The sequence below is a fragment of the Halogeometricum rufum genome (genome assembly GCF_900112175.1).
GTDB classification, from domain to species: Archaea; Halobacteriota; Halobacteria; order Halobacteriales; family Haloferacaceae; genus Halogeometricum; species Halogeometricum rufum.
This window is the reverse complement of sequence record NZ_FOYT01000001.1, coordinates 1,794,259-1,813,513: the sequence shown is the minus strand read 5'-3', so window position 1 is coordinate 1,813,513 and position 19,255 is coordinate 1,794,259. Positions and strand designations below refer to the sequence as shown.

Below are 19,255 nucleotides of genomic sequence, written 5' to 3'. Positions count from 1 at the left end.
CCACCGTTTTTTGGCCCGGGCCGTCCCCCGCGCTTAAGTCGCACGCTGTCCTACCGACTAGTATGCCCCAGATACACCTCGACGAGGAGACGGTGGCGCGACTCGACTCTCTCCGACAGGAGGACGAGGACTACGACGAGATCGTCACGGAACTCATCAACATCTACGAGGCCGAGGAACTGACGCTGTTCCACTCCGGCGACGAGGTCTGAGCCGTCCACGTCGCGTCCGACCGCCGACTACTCCTGATACGCGATTCTGACCCGCTCCCACTTGCCCTTCGACTCCAGGTGACGCTGTAACTCGTCGGCGTACTCCTGCACGAGGCGTTCGGCGTCCGCCTGCCGTTCGGCGTCACCGCCGTCGCCGCCGAGTCCGAGTGCGCCCTTGATGGAGTCGAACAGGCCGCCGCCGGACGAGGACGTGTCGTCCGGCGCGCCGCCCATCTGCGCCATCTGCGAGCGGACGTTCTTCAACTCGGGCATTATCTGCGGGAGTTTCTCGGTGTCCGCGACGATGCGCGCCCGTTCGGGGTCGTCGGGGTGTTCTATCTCGAACTCCGTCGCCGTCATGATGAGCCCCCACTCCTGACTCGTGAAGTCGGAGGCGGCGACCCGGTCGTTGAACTCGCGGTCCACCGTCATCCGGTCGCCGACGATGCTGTCTGTCCAGTCAGTCATGTGTCGGCGTTGGTGTACGAGGCGTTTGAGCGTTTCCCCACGCAGGAATCGCCGTACGGGTACAGTTTTTCTGCACGCAGTACAGGGTAGTCGTATGGAACGTTACGACCTCCTCTACCGGTTGTACGAGGACTTCGAGGCGGACACGCTCCGGGAGTTACAGGACTTCGTGGACCTGTTCCCGCCGGTGGACTCCCGCATCGCCCTCGACTACTGGCAGGACGCCAGCGACGAACTGGAGGACCGGAAGGACGCGATTCGCGACGCGTTCGCCGCGGGCGACACGTTCGCCGAAATCGCCGCCCGGGCCAACCGCGACCAGACGTTCACCGCCCTCGACCTGCACTCGAAGTACGGCCGCGCGGTGAACGCCCTCGTCCTCGACGTGGACGAGACGCTTCGCTCGGCGGGCCGCACGGACAACGAGATTCCGCGCGACGCCCTCCACCTCCTCACGGAGTTCCACGAGTCGGGCGTCCCCATCGTCATCTGCACGGGCCAGACGCTGGAGAACGTGAAGGGGTTCACCATCCAGGGACTCGGCAACGAACTCGTCCACTCCGGCGACGTGAGCATCGTCTACGAGGCGGGGACGGGCGTGTTCACGCCCGGACACGGGTCGACCACCAAGCAGTTGCTGTACGAGGACCTCGACCCGACGGTCCGCGAGGTGTTCTCGGAGGTTCGCTCGCGCGTCCTCCCGCAGGCCCCCGACGACCTGCGCGAGTCGGTCCACCTGCAGGGCAACGAGTTCAACATCACGCTGAAGCCCAACTTCGACATCGGCAGCGACCCCGCGGAGGCGGTCATCGACGAGGGACTGGTCTACCTCGTGGACCTCCTCGGCCGGGCCGTCGCCGCCGCGGTAGACGGCGACGTGGAGACCGACGCGGCCGAGGACTGGGCGCGCGCTTACTACGCGGACGCGGACCCGGAAGTCGCGGACGTCCTCGACGCCGAGGGCGCGGCACCCGAACGCGACGCCGCCGACGTGCCGGACGCCGTCCGCGACCTGTTCGACCGCATCGACGTGGCGTACTACCACGCCGACGCCGCCGAAATCGGCTCGCTCGAACTGAACAAGCCGAACGGCGTGCGGGCGGCCCTCGACGTCCTCGGCGTCGAGGACCCGTTCGTCCTCGTGATGGGCGACAGCAAGTCCGACCTGCGGGTGATGGAGTGGGCCGCCGACGCGGACGCGGGCATCGCCGCCGCCCCGCAACACGCCTCACAGGACGTTCTGACGCACGTGCTGGAGACCGACGAGTTGGTGTACGACCGGGGCGACGCGGCGTCGATGCTCCGAACCGTCTACGTCCTCAACCTGCTCGACCAGCGGTAATTTCGCCACAGTCACGGGTCAATCTTCTTATAGGACCCGCCCGTCGTCTCGACCGATGACAGACGGGTCGCGGTGGACGCTGCGGGGAACGCCGTTCGAGGAACGGGAGTTCACGAACCTCTGGTTCCTCGCCACCGCGACGTACGGCGTCGGCGACGTGGTGACGACCATCGCCCTCATCCACTTCAGCGACACCGTCAACGAGGCGAACGTCCTCGTCCGCGTCGCCGTCGAGACGTTCGGACAGGCCGGACTCGTCGGCCTGAAACTCGTCGTCCTCCTGGCGTGCCTCGCTATCAGCGTCGCCGCCGCGAACGACGAGGACGCGTTCACCTACTACCTGCCGCCCCTCGCACTCGCCGTCGTCGGCGCGTTCACGACGACGTACAACGTGCGACTGCTCCTCGGGTGACGGCCGCGAATCCGCGACGGCCGGCGAACCGGCGGGCGGACCCTCGAAAAATCAGGAGGTCTGCGAGAGGACGAGCGTCACGTCCACGACGGCGGAGTCGCTCTGAATCTCGTTGCCGACGGCCCCGTCGACGCGCCACTCCACGTCGAGCGAACGCGTCTCACCGGCTTCCAGCGTCGTGTTCGCGAACGCTACCGTCTCCAGTTCCGACAGTCGGACCCACGTCCCCTCGCCGCCGACGAGGTAGTCCTCGCCGACGGAGACGCGGACGGAGACGGCCCCGGACAGTTCGCCCGTCTCGTCGGTGTCGCCCACGTCGCGTTCGGGTTCCAGCAGTTCGTTCTCCGCGTCCGTGACGTTCTCGACGTGGAGGCTGAGCCGACCGGACTCGGTACCGTCGTTGCGGACGGCGGTCCGGACGACGCCGCTGTCGCCGGGCGCGACGCCGTCGATTCGAATCGGCGCGTCGTCCGCCCCGCCGACGGCGAGTTCGACCGGGTCGGACGCCTCGCCCGTCCCGGCACCACCCGACGACGCGGCGGCCGACCCGCCCGTGGACCCGAGGTTCGTCACCGCGACGCCGAACGGGTCGGTGACTCGCTCTCTGGCGACTTCCTCGCCGCCGTCGAACAGGACGACGGTGACCGCGACGTGGCCCTCGGTGGTTCGTGTGGTGCCGTCTCGGGGGTTCTCGAACGCCGACGCCCTGCTTCCCGTCGCGTACGTGAGCGTCTCGATGGCCGCGTCGGCCGGCAGCGTCGAGGCTCCGGCGACGTTCACCGTCCGACGGGTCGTCTCGGCCCACCCGAAGTCGGGTGCCCAGACGCTGTAGACGACGACGGCGGTGTCCGCCGTCCCGGTCCACGAGGCGTCGGTCCGGACGGTCCCTTCGAGTCGGTCGACCGACCCGGTGGCGTGCCGTACCGGTTCGGGGTCGGCCGCCGTGGCGGTGACCGAGAGCGTCGGTTCGGCGTCTGTCGTCGCGCCGTCCGCCGCGTCGCCGCCGTCGGGCGTCTCGGTCGCCGCGCCGTCGACGGACCCGGTGTCGCCGTCTCGCTCGGTCCCGTCTTCGACCGCACCGTCTCCGGGCGGGGTCACGGTGACCGTCGGCGGCGCGGGTCCGGCGTCGGAGTCGCCGCCGTCCTGTATCAGGCCGATACCGGCCCCGGCGAGGACGGTCAGGAGGACGAGGAGGACCAGCGCGGTCCGTTTCGTCAGTTCGACGCGCATCAGGCGCTGGCCTCCGTTTCGTTCTCCGTCGCAGTCTCGGTTTCTGTGTCAGTTTCGGCCTCGGTCTCGGTCGCCGTATCGGCCGGCGCCTCACTGTCGGTCGGCGCTCCGGTTTCGGTGCTCGTCTCCGTCTCCGCGTCGGTGGGGTTCTCGGTTTCAGTCTCTGTGGTCGCCGGTTCCGTCTCGGTTTCAGTCTCAGTCTCCGTCTCCGTTGCCGTCTCGGTTTCAGTCTCAGTCTCCGTCTCCGTTGCCGTCTCGGTTTCAGTCTCAGTCTCCGTCTCCGTTGCCGTCTCGGTTCCCGTCTCCGTCTCTGTCAGCGTCTCGGTGGGAGTCGACGTGGATGCGCTCGTCTCCGTCTCGGGCGTCTCGGAGGCCGAACCGTCCGACTCTGCACCGTCGTCGTCACCGCCGGACGATCCGGCCCCCATCGAACTCGCCGACGCGCCGTTCTGACCGTTCGAACCCTTCGACTGCCCCGGTGGGCACTTTTTGGGTCCGTTCGGGCGGTTCTCGTGCCCCTCGCTCTCGCCGTTGTCCCGTCCGTTGGCTTCGCCGTTGCCGGAGTCGTTCTGACCGACACCGATTCCGTTACCGGGGTGCTCACATTGGGTCGCTTCGGGGGTCGGCGTTCCGACTCGTATCTCGACGCTGCCGGTTTCGGTGTCGTGCATCGTCGCCAGCGTGTACCCGCCCACGCCGCCGACGTACGAGAGCAAGACGACCGCCGCGACGACCGCCGCGAGCACCTTGGTTGGATTCATCGCTTTCATGGTGCCTCTCCGTCTCCCGCCGTGCCGTCGTCGTCCTCGCCGGTCAGACCGAGGCCGCCGGCGACCGTCCACAGTTCGGTCAGAGCTAGCAGCGCGAGCGGAGCGACGACGAGGAGGAGCGTGCCGAGGCGCGTCTGCCCGAACGCGATTACCCACCCGATGTACGGGATAGAGAACGTGACGACCCCGACGAGGTTACTCGCGGGGACGAGTTCGCCGTCCGCCTCCTCGTTGGCGTCGCCTTTGGTACGGAAAAATCGGCCGCCGTCCCGTTCGACGACTTCGACCACTCGGTGCGTGATTCTGTTCGCCCCGCCCCCACCGACGACGCTCGCACCGGGAGCGGTGTAGGTGATGACGTCGCCCGCCTCGACGGTCGACGGCGACCGACCGTCGACGACGACGACGTCGCCCGCGGCGAACGTCGGCGTCATGCTGTCGGACTGAACCACGTAGCTGTGGTCCGCGCCGACCACCTGCGGAACCGCGAAGACGACGAACGGGACGACGACCAGCGCGATGGCTAGCCGGACCGCCCACGTCCGCGCGTCCGTGTCGGTGGGGAGTTGCATCGGGGTCGCCTACCGGAGATCGATGTGGAGCGCTTCGGCGAGGTAGTTCGCGCCGTCGTTGCCGACCGCCTCGATGTCTACCGTCCCCGTGACGACGAATCGAGACGACGAGTCAAGACCCTCGACGTGGAACGTCTCGAAGTCTATCTCCCCGCTACCGGAGACGGACGTCGAGAGCGACCCTGAGCCGACCGTCTCACCGTCGAGTTCGACGTTCGTGGCGTCCACGGAGCCGTCGCCGGAGTTATCGTACGCGGAATTGGCCGTGATCGCCATCGTGCCCAGCGTCGGCTCGGGGACGGAGACTGTTCCGAGGGACGTCCCGTCCACGGTCAGGTTCGCTAGCCCCTGTTGGCCGTTGTAGACGAATTCGAACGGCACTGGACCGGACGACGAGACGGTCGTCTCGGTCTGAGAGCCCGTCTCGGAGTTCTTGACGAAGAACTTGTAGTCGCCGCCGGCCGTCCGGTGGATCATCGTCGCGAACTTGTTGTGGAACGAGGTCCGCGTGAAGCCCTTGTCGTACGAGTAGTCGCCGGGACCGCCGTAGTTGCCCGTGAACGGTCCCTGCTCGTCGGTGAACGTACGGACGCGCGGACCCTGCACGAGTTCGAAGGTCAGGTCCAGCGACACGTCGTCGGTCTGCACCACGTTGCCGACGCTCTCGGGGAGGTCCCAGTCGACGACCAGTTCCACCGTCTCGCCGGGGTCCACCGAGAACCCGACCGCACGGGGTTTGAGGTTCTTCGCCTTTATCTTGCCGACCGAACTCTTGTCGCCCGCGACGAGGTCGCCCGCCCCGTCGACGAAGTCGTAGTCGCCGTCGGCGTTCTCCACGTACGCGCGGAGTTTCAGCTTGTCGTCGAGTTCGCCCTGCCCGGCCGTGCTGTCGTTCGCCTCGTGCTCCGGGTCGGTGCGTCCGTTCTCGCCGCTCGTCACGCTGACGCCCGTCACGTCGAGGACGCCCCCGATGGTGGAGTTGTTGCGGTTCTTCAGCGTGATACTCTCCGTGCCCGATTCGCCCGGGTGAATCGGACCGACGTTGACGTTCGCGTTGCCCCCGGCGCCGACGCGCATATCGAGTCGACCCGCGCTGATGCTGTTGTTCTCGCTCGTCTCTTCGTCGCTGAACAGTGCCATCGTCCCCGCGCCTGCCCCCGCAGACGCCAGACCGATGGTGCCGAGTCCCGCCAGGATCTTCCGCCGCGAAAGTTCGATGTTGGTGTCGTTTGTCATGGTTTCTCTCTCGCCTTTCGGCAGGTGAACGATGGGACGGCACCCCCTTATCTATGGTCAGCATTCGAGAACTTATCGAGGAGTTACGTATCTGAACGGTGGTCGTTCCTGACCGAGACTCTCCGCTCGTCCGGCGAAACGGGCGATTAAACGGACGAAACCAAGCGTTACGTTGGGCCGAGTGTCTCGACAGGCATACGTACCAGAAATATTGATTATCCTATAGATTTAACTGTTTGTGGAGTGACTGTACGGGCAGCGAGTCATGGGGAGCATCGATGCAGCGTCGGTGCAGGGGAGTGACGAGTGCGCAGGCCCGAAGGGGGCATCGGACGACGCGCACGAGCCACTTTCCGCACGAGACGCGTTCGACATCCTGAGTAACGACCGGCGACGGTTCGCCCTCCACTACCTGATGCAGGAGGAGGAGGCGCCCTCGCTGAACCAACTGTCCCGGCACGTCGCGGCCTGGGAGAACGACGTGCCTCCGGAGGCCGTCACGTCGACACAGCGACGGCGCGTCCACGTGGCCCTCCACCAGACGCATCTCCCGCGGATGGACGACGCGGGCATCGTGACCTACGAGTCGTCGGCGGACCCGATCTGTCTCGCCGAACGGGCGGACGACCTGAACGTCTACATGGAAGTCGTGCCCGGAAACGACATCACGTGGAGCACGTTCTACCTCGGACTCTCGCTGTTCTCGCTCTCGCTGGTCGCGGCCGTCGCAGTCGGCGCGTACCCGTTCTCCGTCCTCTCGATGACGCAGGCCGCCGTGTTCAGTTCGCTCCTGTTCGTCGTCGCCAGCGCCGTCCACGTCCGGTGGACGCGTCGCCGTCGACTCGGGTCCCAAGGCGAGCCGCCGACGCGCCGCGTCTGAATCGGTTCTGTCGGAATCCGTCCCGGGGGGAAGCTTTCGCCCACCGAGAGCTTTCAGACGGGGACGAACGCTCTTTTTGTGTGACGCCCCCGCGGTTCGAATCGGACGCTCCGACGACTCAGCCGCCGGAGTGCAAAGGTTTACAACTTATCGAGTAAACGAAAAACCATGGTCAGAAACTACGCAGACTTACACGACCCGAACGCGGAGTATACGATGCGAAACCTCTCCTCGGAGACGATGGGGGTCACGGCCAAGCGAGGCGGCGGCCGCGACGTGGAGATAACCGACGTGCAGACGACGATGATCAACGGGAACTTCCCGTGGACGCTCGTCCGCATCTACACGGACGCCGGCATCGTCGGTACGGGCGAGGCGTACTGGGGCGCGGGCGTCCCGGAACTCGTCGAGCGGATGAAACCGTTCGTCGTCGGCGAGAACCCCCTCGACATCGACCGACTGTTCGAACACCTCATCCAGAAGATGTCCGGTGAGGGTTCGGTTGAGGGCGTCACGGTCACGGCCATCTCCGGCATCGAAATCGCCCTCCACGACCTCGCGGGCAAGATTCTCGAGATTCCGGCCTACCAACTGCTCGGCGGCAAGTACCGCGACGAGGTCCGCGTCTACTGCGACTGCCACACCGAAGACGAGGCCGACCCGGACGCCTGCGCAGACGAGGCCGAACGCGTCGTCGACGAACTCGGCTACGACGCGCTGAAGTTCGACCTCGACGTGCCCTCGGGCCACGAGAAGGACCGGGCGAACCGACACCTCCGACCCGGCGAGATCCGTCACAAGGCGGAGATAGTCGAGAAAGTCACCGAACGGGTGCAGGACGACGCAGACGTCGCGTTCGACTGTCACTGGACGTTCTCCGCGAGTTCCGCGAAACGCCTCGCCGCGGCCATAGAGGACTACGACGTCTGGTGGCTGGAGGACCCCGTGCCGCCGGAGAACCTCGAAGTGCAGGAGGAAGTCACGAAGTCCACGCTCACACCCATCACGGTGGGCGAGAACCGCTACCGCGTCACCGAGGAACGCCGACTCATCGAGAACCAGGCCGTGGACATCATCGCCCCCGACCTGCCGAAGGTCGGCGGCATGCGCGAGACGCAGAAGATCGCCGACGTGGCGAACCAGTACTACGTCCCCGTCGCGATGCACAACGTCTCTTCGCCCGTCGCGACGATGGCCTCCGCGCACGTCGGCACGGCCATCCCGAACTCGCTGGCCGTCGAGTACCACTCCTACGAACTCGGCTGGTGGGAGGACCTGGTCGAGGAGACGGTCATCGAGGACGGCTACATCGAGATACCCGAGGAACCGGGACTCGGCGTGACGCTCGACATGGACGTCGTCGAGGACAAGATGGTCGCCGGCGAGGAACTGTTCGACGAGGAGTGACGAGACGTCCGGCGGTCGGCTGACGGCAACTTTTGGCGAACAGGCGGCGCAGACCGCAGGCGTCCCGTCGCGAGTGCGCCGCGCGACCGCGAGTCGCGACGGGCCGTGATTACGTCACGGCGGTCTTGGCCGCGCCTTCGTATTTGAATCCTCACCTGACGGGAGCCTCACATTTATCGACCGAGGCGGCTAGTGCTATCGTATGACGTACGAAGTCGATTACGAACTCACGGACGACGACGAGAACGTCCACCACGTCTGGGACAACAGCCTCGACCCCCTCGTGACGGTCGAACCGGGTGAGGTGGTCCGCTTCGAGTGCCGGGACGCACTCGACGGACAGGTCGGTCCCGACTCCGACGCCGAGGACCTCGCCACCGCGAGTTTCGACCCGGTTCACCCGCTGACGGGTCCCGTCGCCGTCGAGGGGGCGGAACCCGGCGACGTGCTGGCGGTCGAACTCCTCGACTTCGAGCACAAGGGCTGGGGGTTCACCGGCTACATGCCCGGCGAGATGGGCCTCGGCCTCCTCCCCGAGGAGTTCGAGGAGGCGGGACTGCACGTCTGGGAGTTGGAGGAGGACGTGGCTCACTTCGTGAACGGCATCGAGGTTCCGCTGGACATGTTCCCGGGCATCATCGGCGTCGCGCCCGGCGAGGACGGCGAACACGACACGCTCCCGCCGCGGGACACCGGTGGCAACATGGACGTCAAGCACATGACGAAGGGGTCGACGGTGTACCTCCCCGTCGAGACTGAGGGCGCGTTGTTCTCCACCGCCGACTGCCACGCCGCGCAGGGCGACGGCGAGGTGTGCGTCACGGGCATCGAGGCACCCATGTTCGTCACCGCGCGGTTCGACGTACTGACGGACAAATCCATCGAGCAACCGCAACTGAAGACGACGGGGCCGTTCACGCCGACGGGGTCGGACGAACCGATGTACGCGACGACGGGCATCGCCGACGACCTGATGGAGGCGACGAAGAAGGCGGTCCGGCACATGATAGACCACCTCGAAACCGAACGCGACCTGACGCGCGGCGAGGCGTACATCCTCTGCTCGGCGGCGGTGGACCTGAAGATAAGCGAAGTCGTCGATGCCCCGAACTGGACGGTGACGGCGTACCTGCCGGACAGCATCTTCCCCGAGTAGGGGCCCCCGGGCTACTCCCCGCCGAACGCCTCGCGGAGTCGGTCCGCGATGGACCGCCCGACAGTCCGCGGGTCGGCTTCCAGCAGTTCGAGTTCGTCGCCGACGCGGACCGCCCCCGGTTCGACCACGTCGGCGCAGATGCCGCCGCGCTTCTTCCCGAGGGCGCGCGCGACGCCCTCCTCGCCCGCGACCCGTTCGACGTGGGCGCAGGGTGGCCGGGGACGCGTCCCCCGGAACGTCGCCTCGCCGACGCGGAACGTCGTCTCCAACAGGTCGCGGAGGTCCGGACCGCGGACGACGACGTTCCGGCGGTGCCGGCCGTCCGTGAGGTCGATGCCCGTCTCCTCGCGAATCGTCTCCAACGCCTCGGCCGCGACGAACGTCACCTCGCAGACGTCGAACGGCGAGTAGTGGCCCGTCCCGCGGAGGTACCGGTCGCCGCGGATGCCGCCCTCGACGCAGTCGATGCTCTCGTGTGACTCCATCGGGGCGCCGTCCTCGGGACTCGTCCACAGGGCTTCGACGGTGCCGTGGACGTCGGCCCGGGCGTCCGCGGCGGCGGAGTCGTCGTCGGCCATCAGCACACCGACCGCGGGTCGAAGCCGAGACCCTGCAGGGCGTCCGCGTAGTCGTCGTACGCCAGTTGAACCGTGTACCCTGCCACCGTTCGGGCCGTCTCCCACGCCGCTTCGTCCTCACAGGTGGATTCGAGCAGCGAGAGGCCCTCGGTCAGCGTCTCGGCCGTCTCGGCCTTCAGTTCCCGGAGGACATCCGCCGTCGCCTCGTCGGCCTCGTTCACGAAGAAGCCGATGAGTTGGTTGTACGTCCGGTGACTCACGAGGGGGCGGCCGACCATCCCGCCCGCGATTCGTTCGACCGTCTCGTCGCGGCCGCGCAGGTACCCGTGCATCGGTCCCGGTTCGTCGTCGGCCTCCCAGTCGCCGTCGAGTTCGGCCCTGACGCGTCGGAGGTGGTCGGCCTCCTGGTCGGCGACGGCGGCGAACGCCTCGCGCACCGCCCCGTTCGCCTCGTCGTCCGCCCACCCGCGGAACGTCTCGCGCGCGGCGTGTTCCGACGCCGCCGCCACGTCGAGGACGCGTTCGCGCGTCAGGTCCGCGTCGGTCAACGCGACCAGCAGTTGCTGCGACCCGAGTCGCGCCAACTCCGTCTCCTTGTCCCTCTCGACCGCCGAGCGAAGCGTCTCTCCGTCCATACCGAGCGGTCGGTCGCGGCGACCCTGAATCTTCGCCCGGTGCCGGACAGTTGGCTATATAACTCTCTCGTTATCGAGAGTGATATCTCACGGCGAACGTTCATATGTCGAAACGGTTTGGACAACGCGTATGGAAGACGACCAGTTCGCCGTCGACGACGCGCGTCGGCAGACGGTGGACGGGACGGAACTCGCAGAGACGATGGGACTCGACGCCGAGGAGATCGCGTGGCGGAAGTCGTTCAACCGGTTCGACGAGAGCGACGCGGAGCGACTGGCCGAACTCTCGCCGCTGTTCGACAGCATCGCCGACGACGTGGTCGACGAGTTCTACGACCAACTCACGAGCGACGACGACGCGGCCGAGATTCTCGGCCGGTCGAGCAAGGGACTGGACGTCCTCAAGCGCGACCAGGCGTCGTACCTGAAGTCGCTCGGACGCGGTGAGTACGACCGCAGCTACTTCGAGCGCCGGGCGCGGGTCGGCAAGATTCACGACATGCTCGACGTGGGACCGAAGTTCTACCTCGGCGCGTACTCCGTCTACTACGAACGCCTCGTCGAGGCCATCGGCGACGACGTCAAGCGGGAGTTCGAGGGAGACGCCGGCGCGGACGGCGACGGGGGACTGCTCGCCGGTCTCCGCGGGCAGTCCGCCGGCGGCGACGTGGACGCCGCCGTCGACGCCGTCGTCGAGCGGACGCTCTCGCTTCTGAAACTGTTCCTCCTCGACCAGCAGGTGGCGATGGAGACGTACATCCACTCCTACAGCGAAGAGGCGCGACAGCAGGCCGACCGGCGCCGGGAACTCGCCTCGCAGGTCGAACGGGAACTCCGCGACCCCATCGACGACGTCCACCGGTCCTCACAGGTCGTCTCCGACCGCGCCGAGGACATCCGGGACATCGCGTCCGAACAGGTCGAGGACATGGAACGCGTCGCCGGCGAGGTGTCGCAGATGAGCGCGACCGTCGAGGAGATAGCCGCGACGGCCGAAGAGGTCGAGAACACGAGCGTCGAGGCCGCCACCCGCGCCGCCAACGGCGAGGAGGCGGCCGACGAGGCAATCGAGGTGATGGAGGAGGTGAGCGAGGCGGCCACCGAGGCGTCCGAGGACGTCCGCCGCCTGCAGGCGAAGATAGACGAGGTGGACGGCGTCATCGAGACGATAAACGACATCGCCGAGCAGACGAACCTGCTGGCGCTGAACGCCTCCATCGAGGCGGCGCGGGCGGGCGAGGCCGGCGAGGGGTTCGCCGTCGTCGCCGAGGAGGTCAAGTCGCTCGCCGAGGAGTCGCAGGCGCAGGCCAGCGAGGTCGAACAGACGGTCAAAGGCGTCCAGTCCGAGGCCGACGAGACGGTCGAGAGTCTGGCGTCGACGACCGAGAAACTCCACGAGGGAATCGAACGCGGCGGCGAGGCGATGAACAGCCTCGGCGAAATCGTCGACGCGGTCGAGCGGACGTCCGAGGGCATCGCGGAGGTGGCCGACGCCACCGACAACCAGGCGATGAGCGCCGAACAGGTGTCCAGCGCGGTCGAGAACACGCGCACGCAGGCCGAACGGGTCGCCTCGCAGGTCGAGGACGTCGCCGAGGCGAGTCGAGAGCAGGCCGAGCAGGTCGACGCCATCAGCGCGGCGAGCGAGCGACTCGCGGTCGATGACGGGGAAGCGGCCGCGGCGGAGACGCCGGCCACGGGAGACGGGACGCCGCCAGCCTCGGTCGGCACCGACGGCGGCGTGGACGAGATGCCCGACCACGTCCGCCGTCGTCTCGCCGACGAATCGGGAGACTGAGCGGCGACCGCGCGTCGGTCTCGCCCGCGCTCGGCGGCAGCTATATTCGGCCGAAGCGTCCTACGGATACGTATGACGCCCGAAGCGCTCTACGACCGACTCGAACGAGGTGAGCCCGTCACGGTCCTCGACGTGCGCAACCGCGACGAGTTCGAGGAGTGGCACATCGAGGACGAGGCCGTCACGACGACGCTCGTCCCGTACTCGAAGTTCATGGTGGCCGAGGCCGGCGACACGGTGGCGTCCACCGCGCGCGAGGCCGGTCTGGCCCCCGACGAGTTCGTCGTGGTCGTCTGCGGGCGCGGCGAGGCCAGCGACTACGTGGCGGACCTCCTCGACGAGGCTGGGTTCGACGCGGAGAACCTCGAAGACGGGATGCGCGGCTGGGCGCGCGTCTACGCCTCCGTCGTCGTCAGACTCGACGCCGAGGCCGCCGTCTACCAGTACCACCGCCCCTCCAGCGGCTGTCTCGCCTACCTCGTCGTCTCGGACGACGAGGCGGCGGTCGTGGACCCGCTTCGACAGTTCACCGACCGCTACGTCGCCGACGTCCGCGAGTACGGCGCTGACCTCGTCGCCGCCCTCGACACGCACGTCCACGCCGACCACGTCAGCGGCGTCCGCCGATTGGCCGACGGGACGGGGGCGACGCCCGTCTACCCCGCCGCCGCCCGGGAACGGGGGCTCCGCGCGGACGCCGCCGCCGAGTTCGTCGCCGACGGCGACGAGATTCGCGTCGGCGACGTGACGCTCACCGCCGTCCGCGTCCCCGGACACACCTCCGAGATGACCGCCTTCCGCCTCGGCGACCTCTGTCTCGCCGGCGACAGCCTGTTCCTCGACAGCGTCGCCCGCCCGGACCTCGAAGCGGGCGACGAGGGGGCCGAGGCGATGGCCCGCCGACTCCACGAGACGCTCCGGTCGGTGTACGGCGAGATGGACGACGACGTTCGCATCGCCCCCTGTCACTACGGCGACGCCGCGTCGAGGGCGGACGACGGCACGTACACGGCGCGACTCGGCGACCTGCGGGACCGACTCTCCGCGTTCTCGATGGACGAAGACGGGTTCGTCGACTACGTCCTCTCGGACATGCCGCCGCGGCCGGCGAACTACGAGGAGATAATCGAGACGAACCTCGGCCGGACCGACGTGGACGACGCGGAGGCGTTCGAGTTGGAACTCGGCCCGAACAACTGCGCCGTGTCGCAGGCGGGCGAGTCGTGACGGACGCCGAACCGGCGGCGGACCGACGCGACGGCGGGTCGGACCGACGCGGGGCCGACGCCGACGGCGACCGGAACGCCACCGACGACGGCGTCGAGGAGATAGACTGTCCGACGGCCGGCAAGCGGGTGCGGTACGTCGCCACGGCGGCCGACACCGGCGGCGAGTACGCCCGGTTCGAGATGTGGCTGGCGCCGCCGCCGGACTCCCACGGGCCGATGCGACACGTCCACCCCGAACAGGACGAGACGCTCGAAGTCGTCTCCGGCCGGATGGGCGTCTGGCACGAGGGCGAGACGCGCCTGCTCGACGCGGGCGAACGCGTCACGATTCCGAAGGGCGACCGACACCGGTTCTGGAACGAGGGGCCCGACGAACTCCGTCTCGTCGGCGAGGTCCGTCCCGCCCTCCGGACGGAGCGGTTCATGCGTGTCACCTATGGACTCGCCCGCGACGGCATGAGTACGCCGTCGGGCATGCCGCTGAACCCGCTAAGACTCGCGGTGTTGCTCGAACGGTACGACGACTTGCTCTACCTCGCCGCCGTCCCCCTGTCGCTCCAGCGACTCGGCGTCCGCCTGCTGGCACCGCTGGGTCGAGCGGTCGGCTACACGAGCGACTATCCGGAGTACGAGTGACTGCCCGGGTGACGAGCGACTGTCCGACGTGTGGGCGACGACGAGACGGCGCGGAGAAGCGACGCGTTCAGTCGTCGTCTGCGGCGGCGGCCGCGGCCGCGGCGTCGTCCTCGATGCTCGGCGGGTAGACGCCGCGCTTCAGTTTGAGGTCGCTCTGGGGGCGCGCCATGCAGGTCAGCGCGTAGCCCTCGCGTTCCTCGTCGGTGAGGCCCCTGGCGGCGGGTTGGACGACGTCGCCCTCCAGAATCTCGGCGGAACACGCCAGACACATGCCGACGCGACAGGAGTACTCCTGCGCGATGCCCTCCTCGATGCAGGCCTTGAGAATCGTCTGCTTGTCGGAGACCTGAATCGTCTCGCCGGTCCCGACGAACTCGACGGTGTAGTCGGTCATAGCATCCGGTTTGCGGGACCGCGGCAAAACTCTTTATGCTGCGATTGCGTCGGCGAAAAGAGGTCGAATCGGGTCGTGGCGGCGACTCGTCGGTCCGCCGTGCCGGTCTCGGTCGCTCGGTCAGCCGACGTTCCGTTCGGCGACGCCCTCGCGTATCTTGGTCGCTCGCTTCCGCACGCGGTTGGCGTACCGCTGTATCTTCTCGGGTTTCTCGCCGTAGTAGGAGGCGACCCACTCGACGTCCACGGACGGTTGCGTGAGGAAGTAGCCGACGAGCGTGTCCCGTCCGGCCTGGATTATCTCCGGGGGGACGCCTCGCTCGCCGGTGCCCGCCTCCTCAAATCCGTTGACGTCGAAGTAGACGTCGGCGTACAGTTCTGCGGTCTCGGCGTCTTCGAACTCGAGGCCCGCGTGGTGCGGTGCCTCGAACCGGTAGACGGTGTCGTCGCCGGTCGTCAGTTCGACGATACGGACGTCGAGCACGTAGTCGCGGTGGACCGACTCGGTCGGCGCCGCGGGCTGCTCGTTCTCGGTTCGGTCGTTCGTTTGTGACATGATTGTTCTCGAAGTCGGGTGAAGAACGGAACCGACGGACGGGGGAGTCGCGTCGCCGTCGCGGTGTCGCTCCCGTCGAACGGCGCGACGCCGACCCGTCCGCGCGGCGGCCGTCTCCCGCGCTCGCGTGAGCGGTCGACGCCGTCTCGGCTCCAGTCGCGGACCCGGTCCCGTCTTCCGGTATCGTCGTTAGCTGCTACTGCTGTTGCCGCTGCTGCTGTTGCTGCTACTGCTGTTGCCGCTGCTGCTGTTACCGGGACTACCGTTGCCGCCGGCGTTACCGTCGCTGCTGTTACCGCTACTACTGTTACCGGGATTGCCGTTGCCGCCGGCGTTGCCGTCGCTGCCGTCGCCGGGGCTCTCCTCGCCGTTGCCGTCTTCGGTCTCCGTCTCCTCGCTCCCGTTCAGGTACTCGCTGACGGTCTTCCCGACGCTCTCGGGCTGGTAGACGTAGAGCCCGTCGTTCGGGTACGACCGGGCGGGGCCGCCGAAGCCGTCCTCACAGCAGAGGACGCGCCCGTCGCGCATCGTGTAGACGTTGTCCACGTTCCGGAGCGCGTCGTTGGCGTCCTCCGGCGGGTCCGTGAAGTCGGGACCGACGATGACCGGTTCGAGCGTCGAGATGTTGTAGTCCTCCTCGAGTTCGCCGCGGTAGACGACGCCGCCGTCCACGCGGTCCATCTGGATGTCGCCCGTGTCGTTCGCGAGGTCGTCGTTGAACTCGGAGATGCCGAAGTAGACGTAGTCGCCCGGCCCGGCGTCGTCGACGCTGTCGACGCCCTCGGCCTTGTTGAACTCGATGGAGGCGCCGATCTCCTTCGCGGCCGCGCGGGTCTCCAGGAACGGGACGCGTCGGAGTTCCTCGTCGACGCCGTCGTGCCCGTTCTCCTCGTACTGTCTCGCCCACTCGACGATGTCCTCGTTCGAGATGTAGTTCCGGTTGCCGTTCTCGATGACGTTCAGGTCGGCCTCGCGCAGCGCCGCCGCCGGGTCGTCGGCCCAGTTGGTCTCGGCGTGGGCCTCGAGGTAGTCGACCTGCGTGACGTCGTCGTACTCGGCGATCCACGACTCGACCTCCGCGTTGGTCGCGTGGCCGAGCGGCAGCCACTCGACCTCGAGGGGAACGTCCGCCGGGGAGTTCCGCTGGCCGGCCTCCTCGGCGTTCGCGGCGTCGTTCGTGATCTTCGGGGCGTACAGCGTGCCCTCGACCCGCATCGGGTCGTCGTACCACTGGATGGGCGAGTCCGCGACGAACTTGTAGATGCCCTTGCTGTCGCCGTCCGAACAGCCGTAGACGGTCTTGTTGTCGCCCTGGAAGTCCGGGGCCTCCCACGACGCCCGGCCCATGACGTAGTACTTGACCGCTTCGGGCTCGTCGGCCGCCGGCTCGCGGAAGTCCACGAAGTAGCCGTAGCGGTACGGGTTCGGGTAGACGTCGTCTATCGGCGTCGTCCGGAGGTTCTGGTCGTCGACCTGGTCGTTCTGGTCGGAGCCGAGGTAGTACGCGAGGAACTCGACGCCGGTCAGCGACCAGTAGCCCTGCGGGCTGAAGTCCTCGTCGATGTGGTCCTTCTCCGCGTACGTCGATATCGCGCTCGAAATCTCGCTGGGGTTCGGCCGGTTCCAGAAATGGGCCGCGCCGACGAGTCCGAGTCCGGTTCCCGCCTCGACCATGTCGCTCACCTTGGCCGTCTGGTTGACGCGTGGGTGTGAGTAGTTCTCTTCGGCGGACACCATCGTCTCCCACGGCGTCAAGTCGCCGTAGCAGTTGATCCGCGTCCCGCCGTGAGCGCGCAGCGACTCGGTGTTGGTCAGGTTCATGGCGTTCTCCAGGTCGGCGTGCCACTCCCCGTCCTCGTCCTGACTGAGGGGGACGCGGGAGACGCTGCCGGGGCTGTTCTCCCAGTTGGTGAACAAGTAGCCCTCGGTCCCCTCGTCGTTCGTCGAGACGAACTGGTTGCAGTCGGGGTTGCTCGCGGCGAGTCCGTACTGGGTGCCCGCGAAGTAGGGTCGCTCCTCGCGCTCCGGGTCCTCGGGACTCTCGCGCATGATGTCCGTCCCGTCCGGCGTCTGCGTCACGCCGAGCAGTTCGTCGCCGCCGTTGATCGGTTCGCGCCCGTAGAAGAGGATCTCGTAGTCGCCGCTCTCGGAGCGGAGGTCCCGCTGTTCCTCCTCTGTCTCGGGGATTCCGACCTCCTCGAAGTCGTCGTTGTCGCCGTCGAACTCGAACTGGAACCCCTTGAAGTAGCCGACTCCCGCCCGGCCGAAGGGTTCGCCGTTCTCTGCGGACGGGTGCTGGAGGCTGTACAACAGCGACCCGTCGTGGAAGACGAACGGACCGGTTACCTCCGCCCCGAACGCGGTCGTCGAGAACCGCTTGAGACTGCCCTTCACGCTCGGTGCTCCCGGCGTATCTGTCTCCTCTACCTCGTCTGCGCTCGCCGCCCCGGCTACGCTCGCTCCGAGCGATGCCGCGACGGACGTCGCCATCAGTTTGCGTCGAGTAAATTCGACCATGCGATTCGACACACAACACCTCAGTAAAAATAGATTTATAATGTTTTTCCGTACATATACTGTATTGCAAGACTCTCCAAGGGACGAATATAGACATACATCTTGAAATTGCCCAAAAATACTGAATAGCGTCCAGAATAGAAATTGTAAGGATCGTGAGATAACTCCGCTGCAGAGTGTCGGTGTCGGGCGAGAGTCCGGTCCGTCGCCGCCGTTCGACCGGTCGGTCACGGGCGGCGTCTCGACGCAGCAGGGTGCTGGCCGGTGTCAGCCGGTTCGCTGGCCGCGGCCGGACGTCCGACCGCTCACTCCTCCTCGCCGGCTCGTACCGTCAGCACGGGCACGTCGGAACTGCGGACGACCCGTTCGGTGACGCTCCCGAGGAGGTAGCGGTTCAGGCCGGTCCGTCCGTGCGTCCCCATGACGATGAGGTCGCAGCCCTCGGCTTCGGCGTAGTCGAGAATCGCCCGGTGGGCCGTCCCCGTCTGCACCCGCGACTCGACATCGACGCCGGCTTCCTCGGCGGCGTCGACGACGAGACCGACGGCCGTCTTCCCCTCGTCCTTCAGCGCTTCGAGGACGATGTCGGACCCCGCCTCCAGCGACGTGTACGACCCCGAGTCCACGACGTACAGCGCGTGGATGGTCGCGTCGTACTGCTTCGCCAGGTCGACGGCGTGGTCGACCGCACCTTCGCTCGCCGCGCTACCGTCCGTCGGCACGAGTATGTGTTCGTACATCGGCCGTCGATTCGAGCGCCCGGGATTAGAAACTGTCCACGGCCCGAGGTCACTCGGCGGACGACGCGTCCGCTTCGGACCCGTCCGCCGCGCCGTCCACGTCGCTCCCGCCGTCCGCGTCGCCGACCGATTCGCCCCGGAAGTCGAGGATGGCCGTCTCGCACGCCTGGAGGCCGTCGATTCGCTCCCGGTCGACCAGCGACACCGTCTCCACGACGGTCCACCCCTCGCCCGCGTCGTCGTAGGCGAGTCCCTTCACCCACGAGTCGGTGGCGAGGATGACGCCGCTGGCGTCGCCCTCCTCCTCGATGGGACTGGCGAGTTCGAGGGCGTCCGAGCGGTTCAAGTCCATCAGTTCCTTCGCAGTCAGCGGTCGCGGCGGCAACGACTCCACGATTCCCATGTCGAGTCGTCCGCCCGCACCGGGCTTGTGCCTTGCGAACCGAGCGAGCGGGACCAAAAAGTTTCTACCCGACTACGCGGGACTC

Annotated in this window: 21 protein-coding genes; 9 read left to right on the top strand and 12 right to left on the bottom strand. The window is 67.4% G+C overall.

Annotation, left to right across the window (positions count from 1 at the left end; all coding sequences use genetic code 11):
* Window positions 1-62 precede the first annotated feature (62 nt).
* Window positions 63-212, top strand: a complete 150-nt coding sequence (locus BM310_RS21370) for a DUF7557 family protein (RefSeq protein WP_167313711.1) — start codon at window positions 63-65, stop codon at window positions 210-212.
* A gap of 27 nt (window positions 213-239) precedes the next feature.
* Here BM310_RS21370 and BM310_RS09310 read toward each other — a convergent pair whose 3' ends face one another.
* Window positions 240-680, bottom strand: a complete 441-nt coding sequence (locus tag BM310_RS09310) for a DUF5799 family protein (protein WP_089806805.1) — start codon at window positions 678-680, stop codon at window positions 240-242.
* 94 nt (window positions 681-774) lie between these two features.
* Between BM310_RS09310 and BM310_RS09305 the strand changes: the two genes are divergently transcribed.
* Entirely contained in the window at window positions 775-2,022 is a 1,248-nt protein-coding gene (locus tag BM310_RS09305; RefSeq protein ID WP_089806803.1) for an HAD family hydrolase, read from the top strand.
* 55 nt (window positions 2,023-2,077) lie between these two features.
* Window positions 2,078-2,434 carry a hypothetical protein gene (locus tag BM310_RS09300; protein WP_089806801.1) on the top strand — a complete coding sequence of 119 codons (357 nt, stop codon included), beginning with the start codon at window positions 2,078-2,080 and terminating at the stop codon, window positions 2,432-2,434.
* 51 nt (window positions 2,435-2,485) lie between these two features.
* Here BM310_RS09300 and BM310_RS09295 read toward each other — a convergent pair whose 3' ends face one another.
* Genes BM310_RS09295 through BM310_RS09280 form a run of 4 tightly spaced genes read right to left on the bottom strand, consistent with a single transcriptional unit; the run spans window position 2,486 to window position 6,242 of the window.
* Window positions 2,486-3,664, bottom strand: a complete 1,179-nt coding sequence (locus tag BM310_RS09295; RefSeq protein WP_089806799.1) for a hypothetical protein — start codon at window positions 3,662-3,664, stop codon at window positions 2,486-2,488.
* Window positions 3,664-4,425 carry a hypothetical protein gene (locus BM310_RS21365; protein WP_177232571.1) on the bottom strand — a complete coding sequence of 254 codons (762 nt, stop codon included), beginning with the start codon at window positions 4,423-4,425 and terminating at the stop codon, window positions 3,664-3,666. Before BM310_RS21365 ends, BM310_RS09295 begins: the two co-directional genes overlap by 1 nt.
* Window positions 4,426-4,430: 5 nt before the next feature.
* Window positions 4,431-5,006 (bottom strand): signal peptidase I, encoded by a 576-nt coding sequence (locus tag BM310_RS09285; RefSeq protein ID WP_089806796.1) that lies wholly within the window; start codon window positions 5,004-5,006, stop codon window positions 4,431-4,433.
* A gap of 9 nt (window positions 5,007-5,015) precedes the next feature.
* Window positions 5,016-6,242 carry a TasA family protein gene (locus BM310_RS09280; RefSeq protein WP_089806794.1) on the bottom strand — a complete coding sequence of 409 codons (1,227 nt, stop codon included), beginning with the start codon at window positions 6,240-6,242 and terminating at the stop codon, window positions 5,016-5,018.
* 265 nt (window positions 6,243-6,507) lie between these two features.
* Here BM310_RS09280 and BM310_RS09275 point away from each other — a divergent pair, with 265 nt between their 5' ends.
* The 3 genes from BM310_RS09275 to BM310_RS09265 all read left to right on the top strand — a co-directional run bounded on the left by BM310_RS09275 (window position 6,508) and on the right by BM310_RS09265 (window position 9,685).
* Window positions 6,508-7,122, top strand: coding sequence for a DUF7344 domain-containing protein (locus tag BM310_RS09275; protein WP_089806791.1), 615 nt, complete (start codon window positions 6,508-6,510; stop codon window positions 7,120-7,122).
* Window positions 7,123-7,290: 168 nt separating this feature from the next.
* Entirely contained in the window at window positions 7,291-8,529 is a 1,239-nt protein-coding gene (locus tag BM310_RS09270; RefSeq protein WP_089806789.1) for a mandelate racemase/muconate lactonizing enzyme family protein, read from the top strand.
* A gap of 202 nt (window positions 8,530-8,731) precedes the next feature.
* Window positions 8,732-9,685, top strand: coding sequence for an acetamidase/formamidase family protein (locus BM310_RS09265; protein ID WP_089806787.1), 954 nt, complete (start codon window positions 8,732-8,734; stop codon window positions 9,683-9,685).
* 11 nt (window positions 9,686-9,696) lie between these two features.
* Here BM310_RS09265 and BM310_RS09260 read toward each other — a convergent pair whose 3' ends face one another.
* Together BM310_RS09260 and BM310_RS09255 are read right to left on the bottom strand one after the other, a co-directional pair.
* Window positions 9,697-10,263, bottom strand: a complete 567-nt coding sequence (locus BM310_RS09260) for an MOSC domain-containing protein (protein WP_089806785.1) — start codon at window positions 10,261-10,263, stop codon at window positions 9,697-9,699.
* Window positions 10,263-10,898 (bottom strand): rubrerythrin family protein, encoded by a 636-nt coding sequence (locus tag BM310_RS09255; RefSeq protein ID WP_089806782.1) that lies wholly within the window; start codon window positions 10,896-10,898, stop codon window positions 10,263-10,265. The genes BM310_RS09260 and BM310_RS09255 overlap by 1 nt, the downstream gene beginning before the upstream one ends.
* A gap of 130 nt (window positions 10,899-11,028) precedes the next feature.
* On the opposite strand from BM310_RS09255, the gene BM310_RS09250 reads away from it, so the two are divergent.
* The 3 genes from BM310_RS09250 (at window position 11,029) to BM310_RS09240 (ending at window position 14,561) form a co-directional block, all read left to right on the top strand.
* A complete protein-coding gene (locus tag BM310_RS09250) occupies window positions 11,029-12,696 on the top strand; it encodes a globin-coupled sensor protein (RefSeq protein ID WP_089806780.1) in 1,668 nt (555 codons plus the stop codon).
* A 72-nt stretch (window positions 12,697-12,768) separates the two neighbouring features.
* Window positions 12,769-13,923, top strand: coding sequence for an MBL fold metallo-hydrolase (locus BM310_RS09245; RefSeq protein WP_089806778.1), 1,155 nt, complete (start codon window positions 12,769-12,771; stop codon window positions 13,921-13,923).
* Window positions 13,920-14,561 (top strand): cupin domain-containing protein, encoded by a 642-nt coding sequence (locus BM310_RS09240; RefSeq protein ID WP_089806776.1) that lies wholly within the window; start codon window positions 13,920-13,922, stop codon window positions 14,559-14,561. Before BM310_RS09245 ends, BM310_RS09240 begins: the two co-directional genes overlap by 4 nt.
* A gap of 67 nt (window positions 14,562-14,628) precedes the next feature.
* Here the strand turns inward: BM310_RS09240 and BM310_RS09235 are convergent, their stop codons facing one another.
* The 5 genes from BM310_RS09235 to BM310_RS09215 all read right to left on the bottom strand — a co-directional run bounded on the left by BM310_RS09235 (window position 14,629) and on the right by BM310_RS09215 (window position 19,170).
* Window positions 14,629-14,955, bottom strand: a complete 327-nt coding sequence (locus tag BM310_RS09235; RefSeq protein WP_089806774.1) for a 2Fe-2S iron-sulfur cluster-binding protein — start codon at window positions 14,953-14,955, stop codon at window positions 14,629-14,631.
* 120 nt (window positions 14,956-15,075) lie between these two features.
* Window positions 15,076-15,510: a hypothetical protein gene (locus BM310_RS09230; protein ID WP_089806772.1), complete on the bottom strand. Its 435-nt coding sequence runs from the start codon at window positions 15,508-15,510 to the stop codon at window positions 15,076-15,078.
* A 189-nt stretch (window positions 15,511-15,699) separates the two neighbouring features.
* Window positions 15,700-18,027, bottom strand: coding sequence for an alkaline phosphatase PhoX (locus BM310_RS09225; RefSeq protein ID WP_177232570.1), 2,328 nt, complete (start codon window positions 18,025-18,027; stop codon window positions 15,700-15,702).
* 305 nt (window positions 18,028-18,332) lie between these two features.
* The gene (locus BM310_RS09220) at window positions 18,333-18,767 is read right to left on the bottom strand and encodes a universal stress protein (RefSeq protein ID WP_089806770.1); all 435 of its coding nucleotides are present in this window, start codon (window positions 18,765-18,767) and stop codon (window positions 18,333-18,335) included.
* Between the two features lie 49 nt (window positions 18,768-18,816).
* The gene (locus BM310_RS09215) at window positions 18,817-19,170 is read right to left on the bottom strand and encodes a hypothetical protein (RefSeq protein WP_089806768.1); all 354 of its coding nucleotides are present in this window, start codon (window positions 19,168-19,170) and stop codon (window positions 18,817-18,819) included.
* Between the last annotated feature and the right edge of the window lie 85 nt (window positions 19,171-19,255).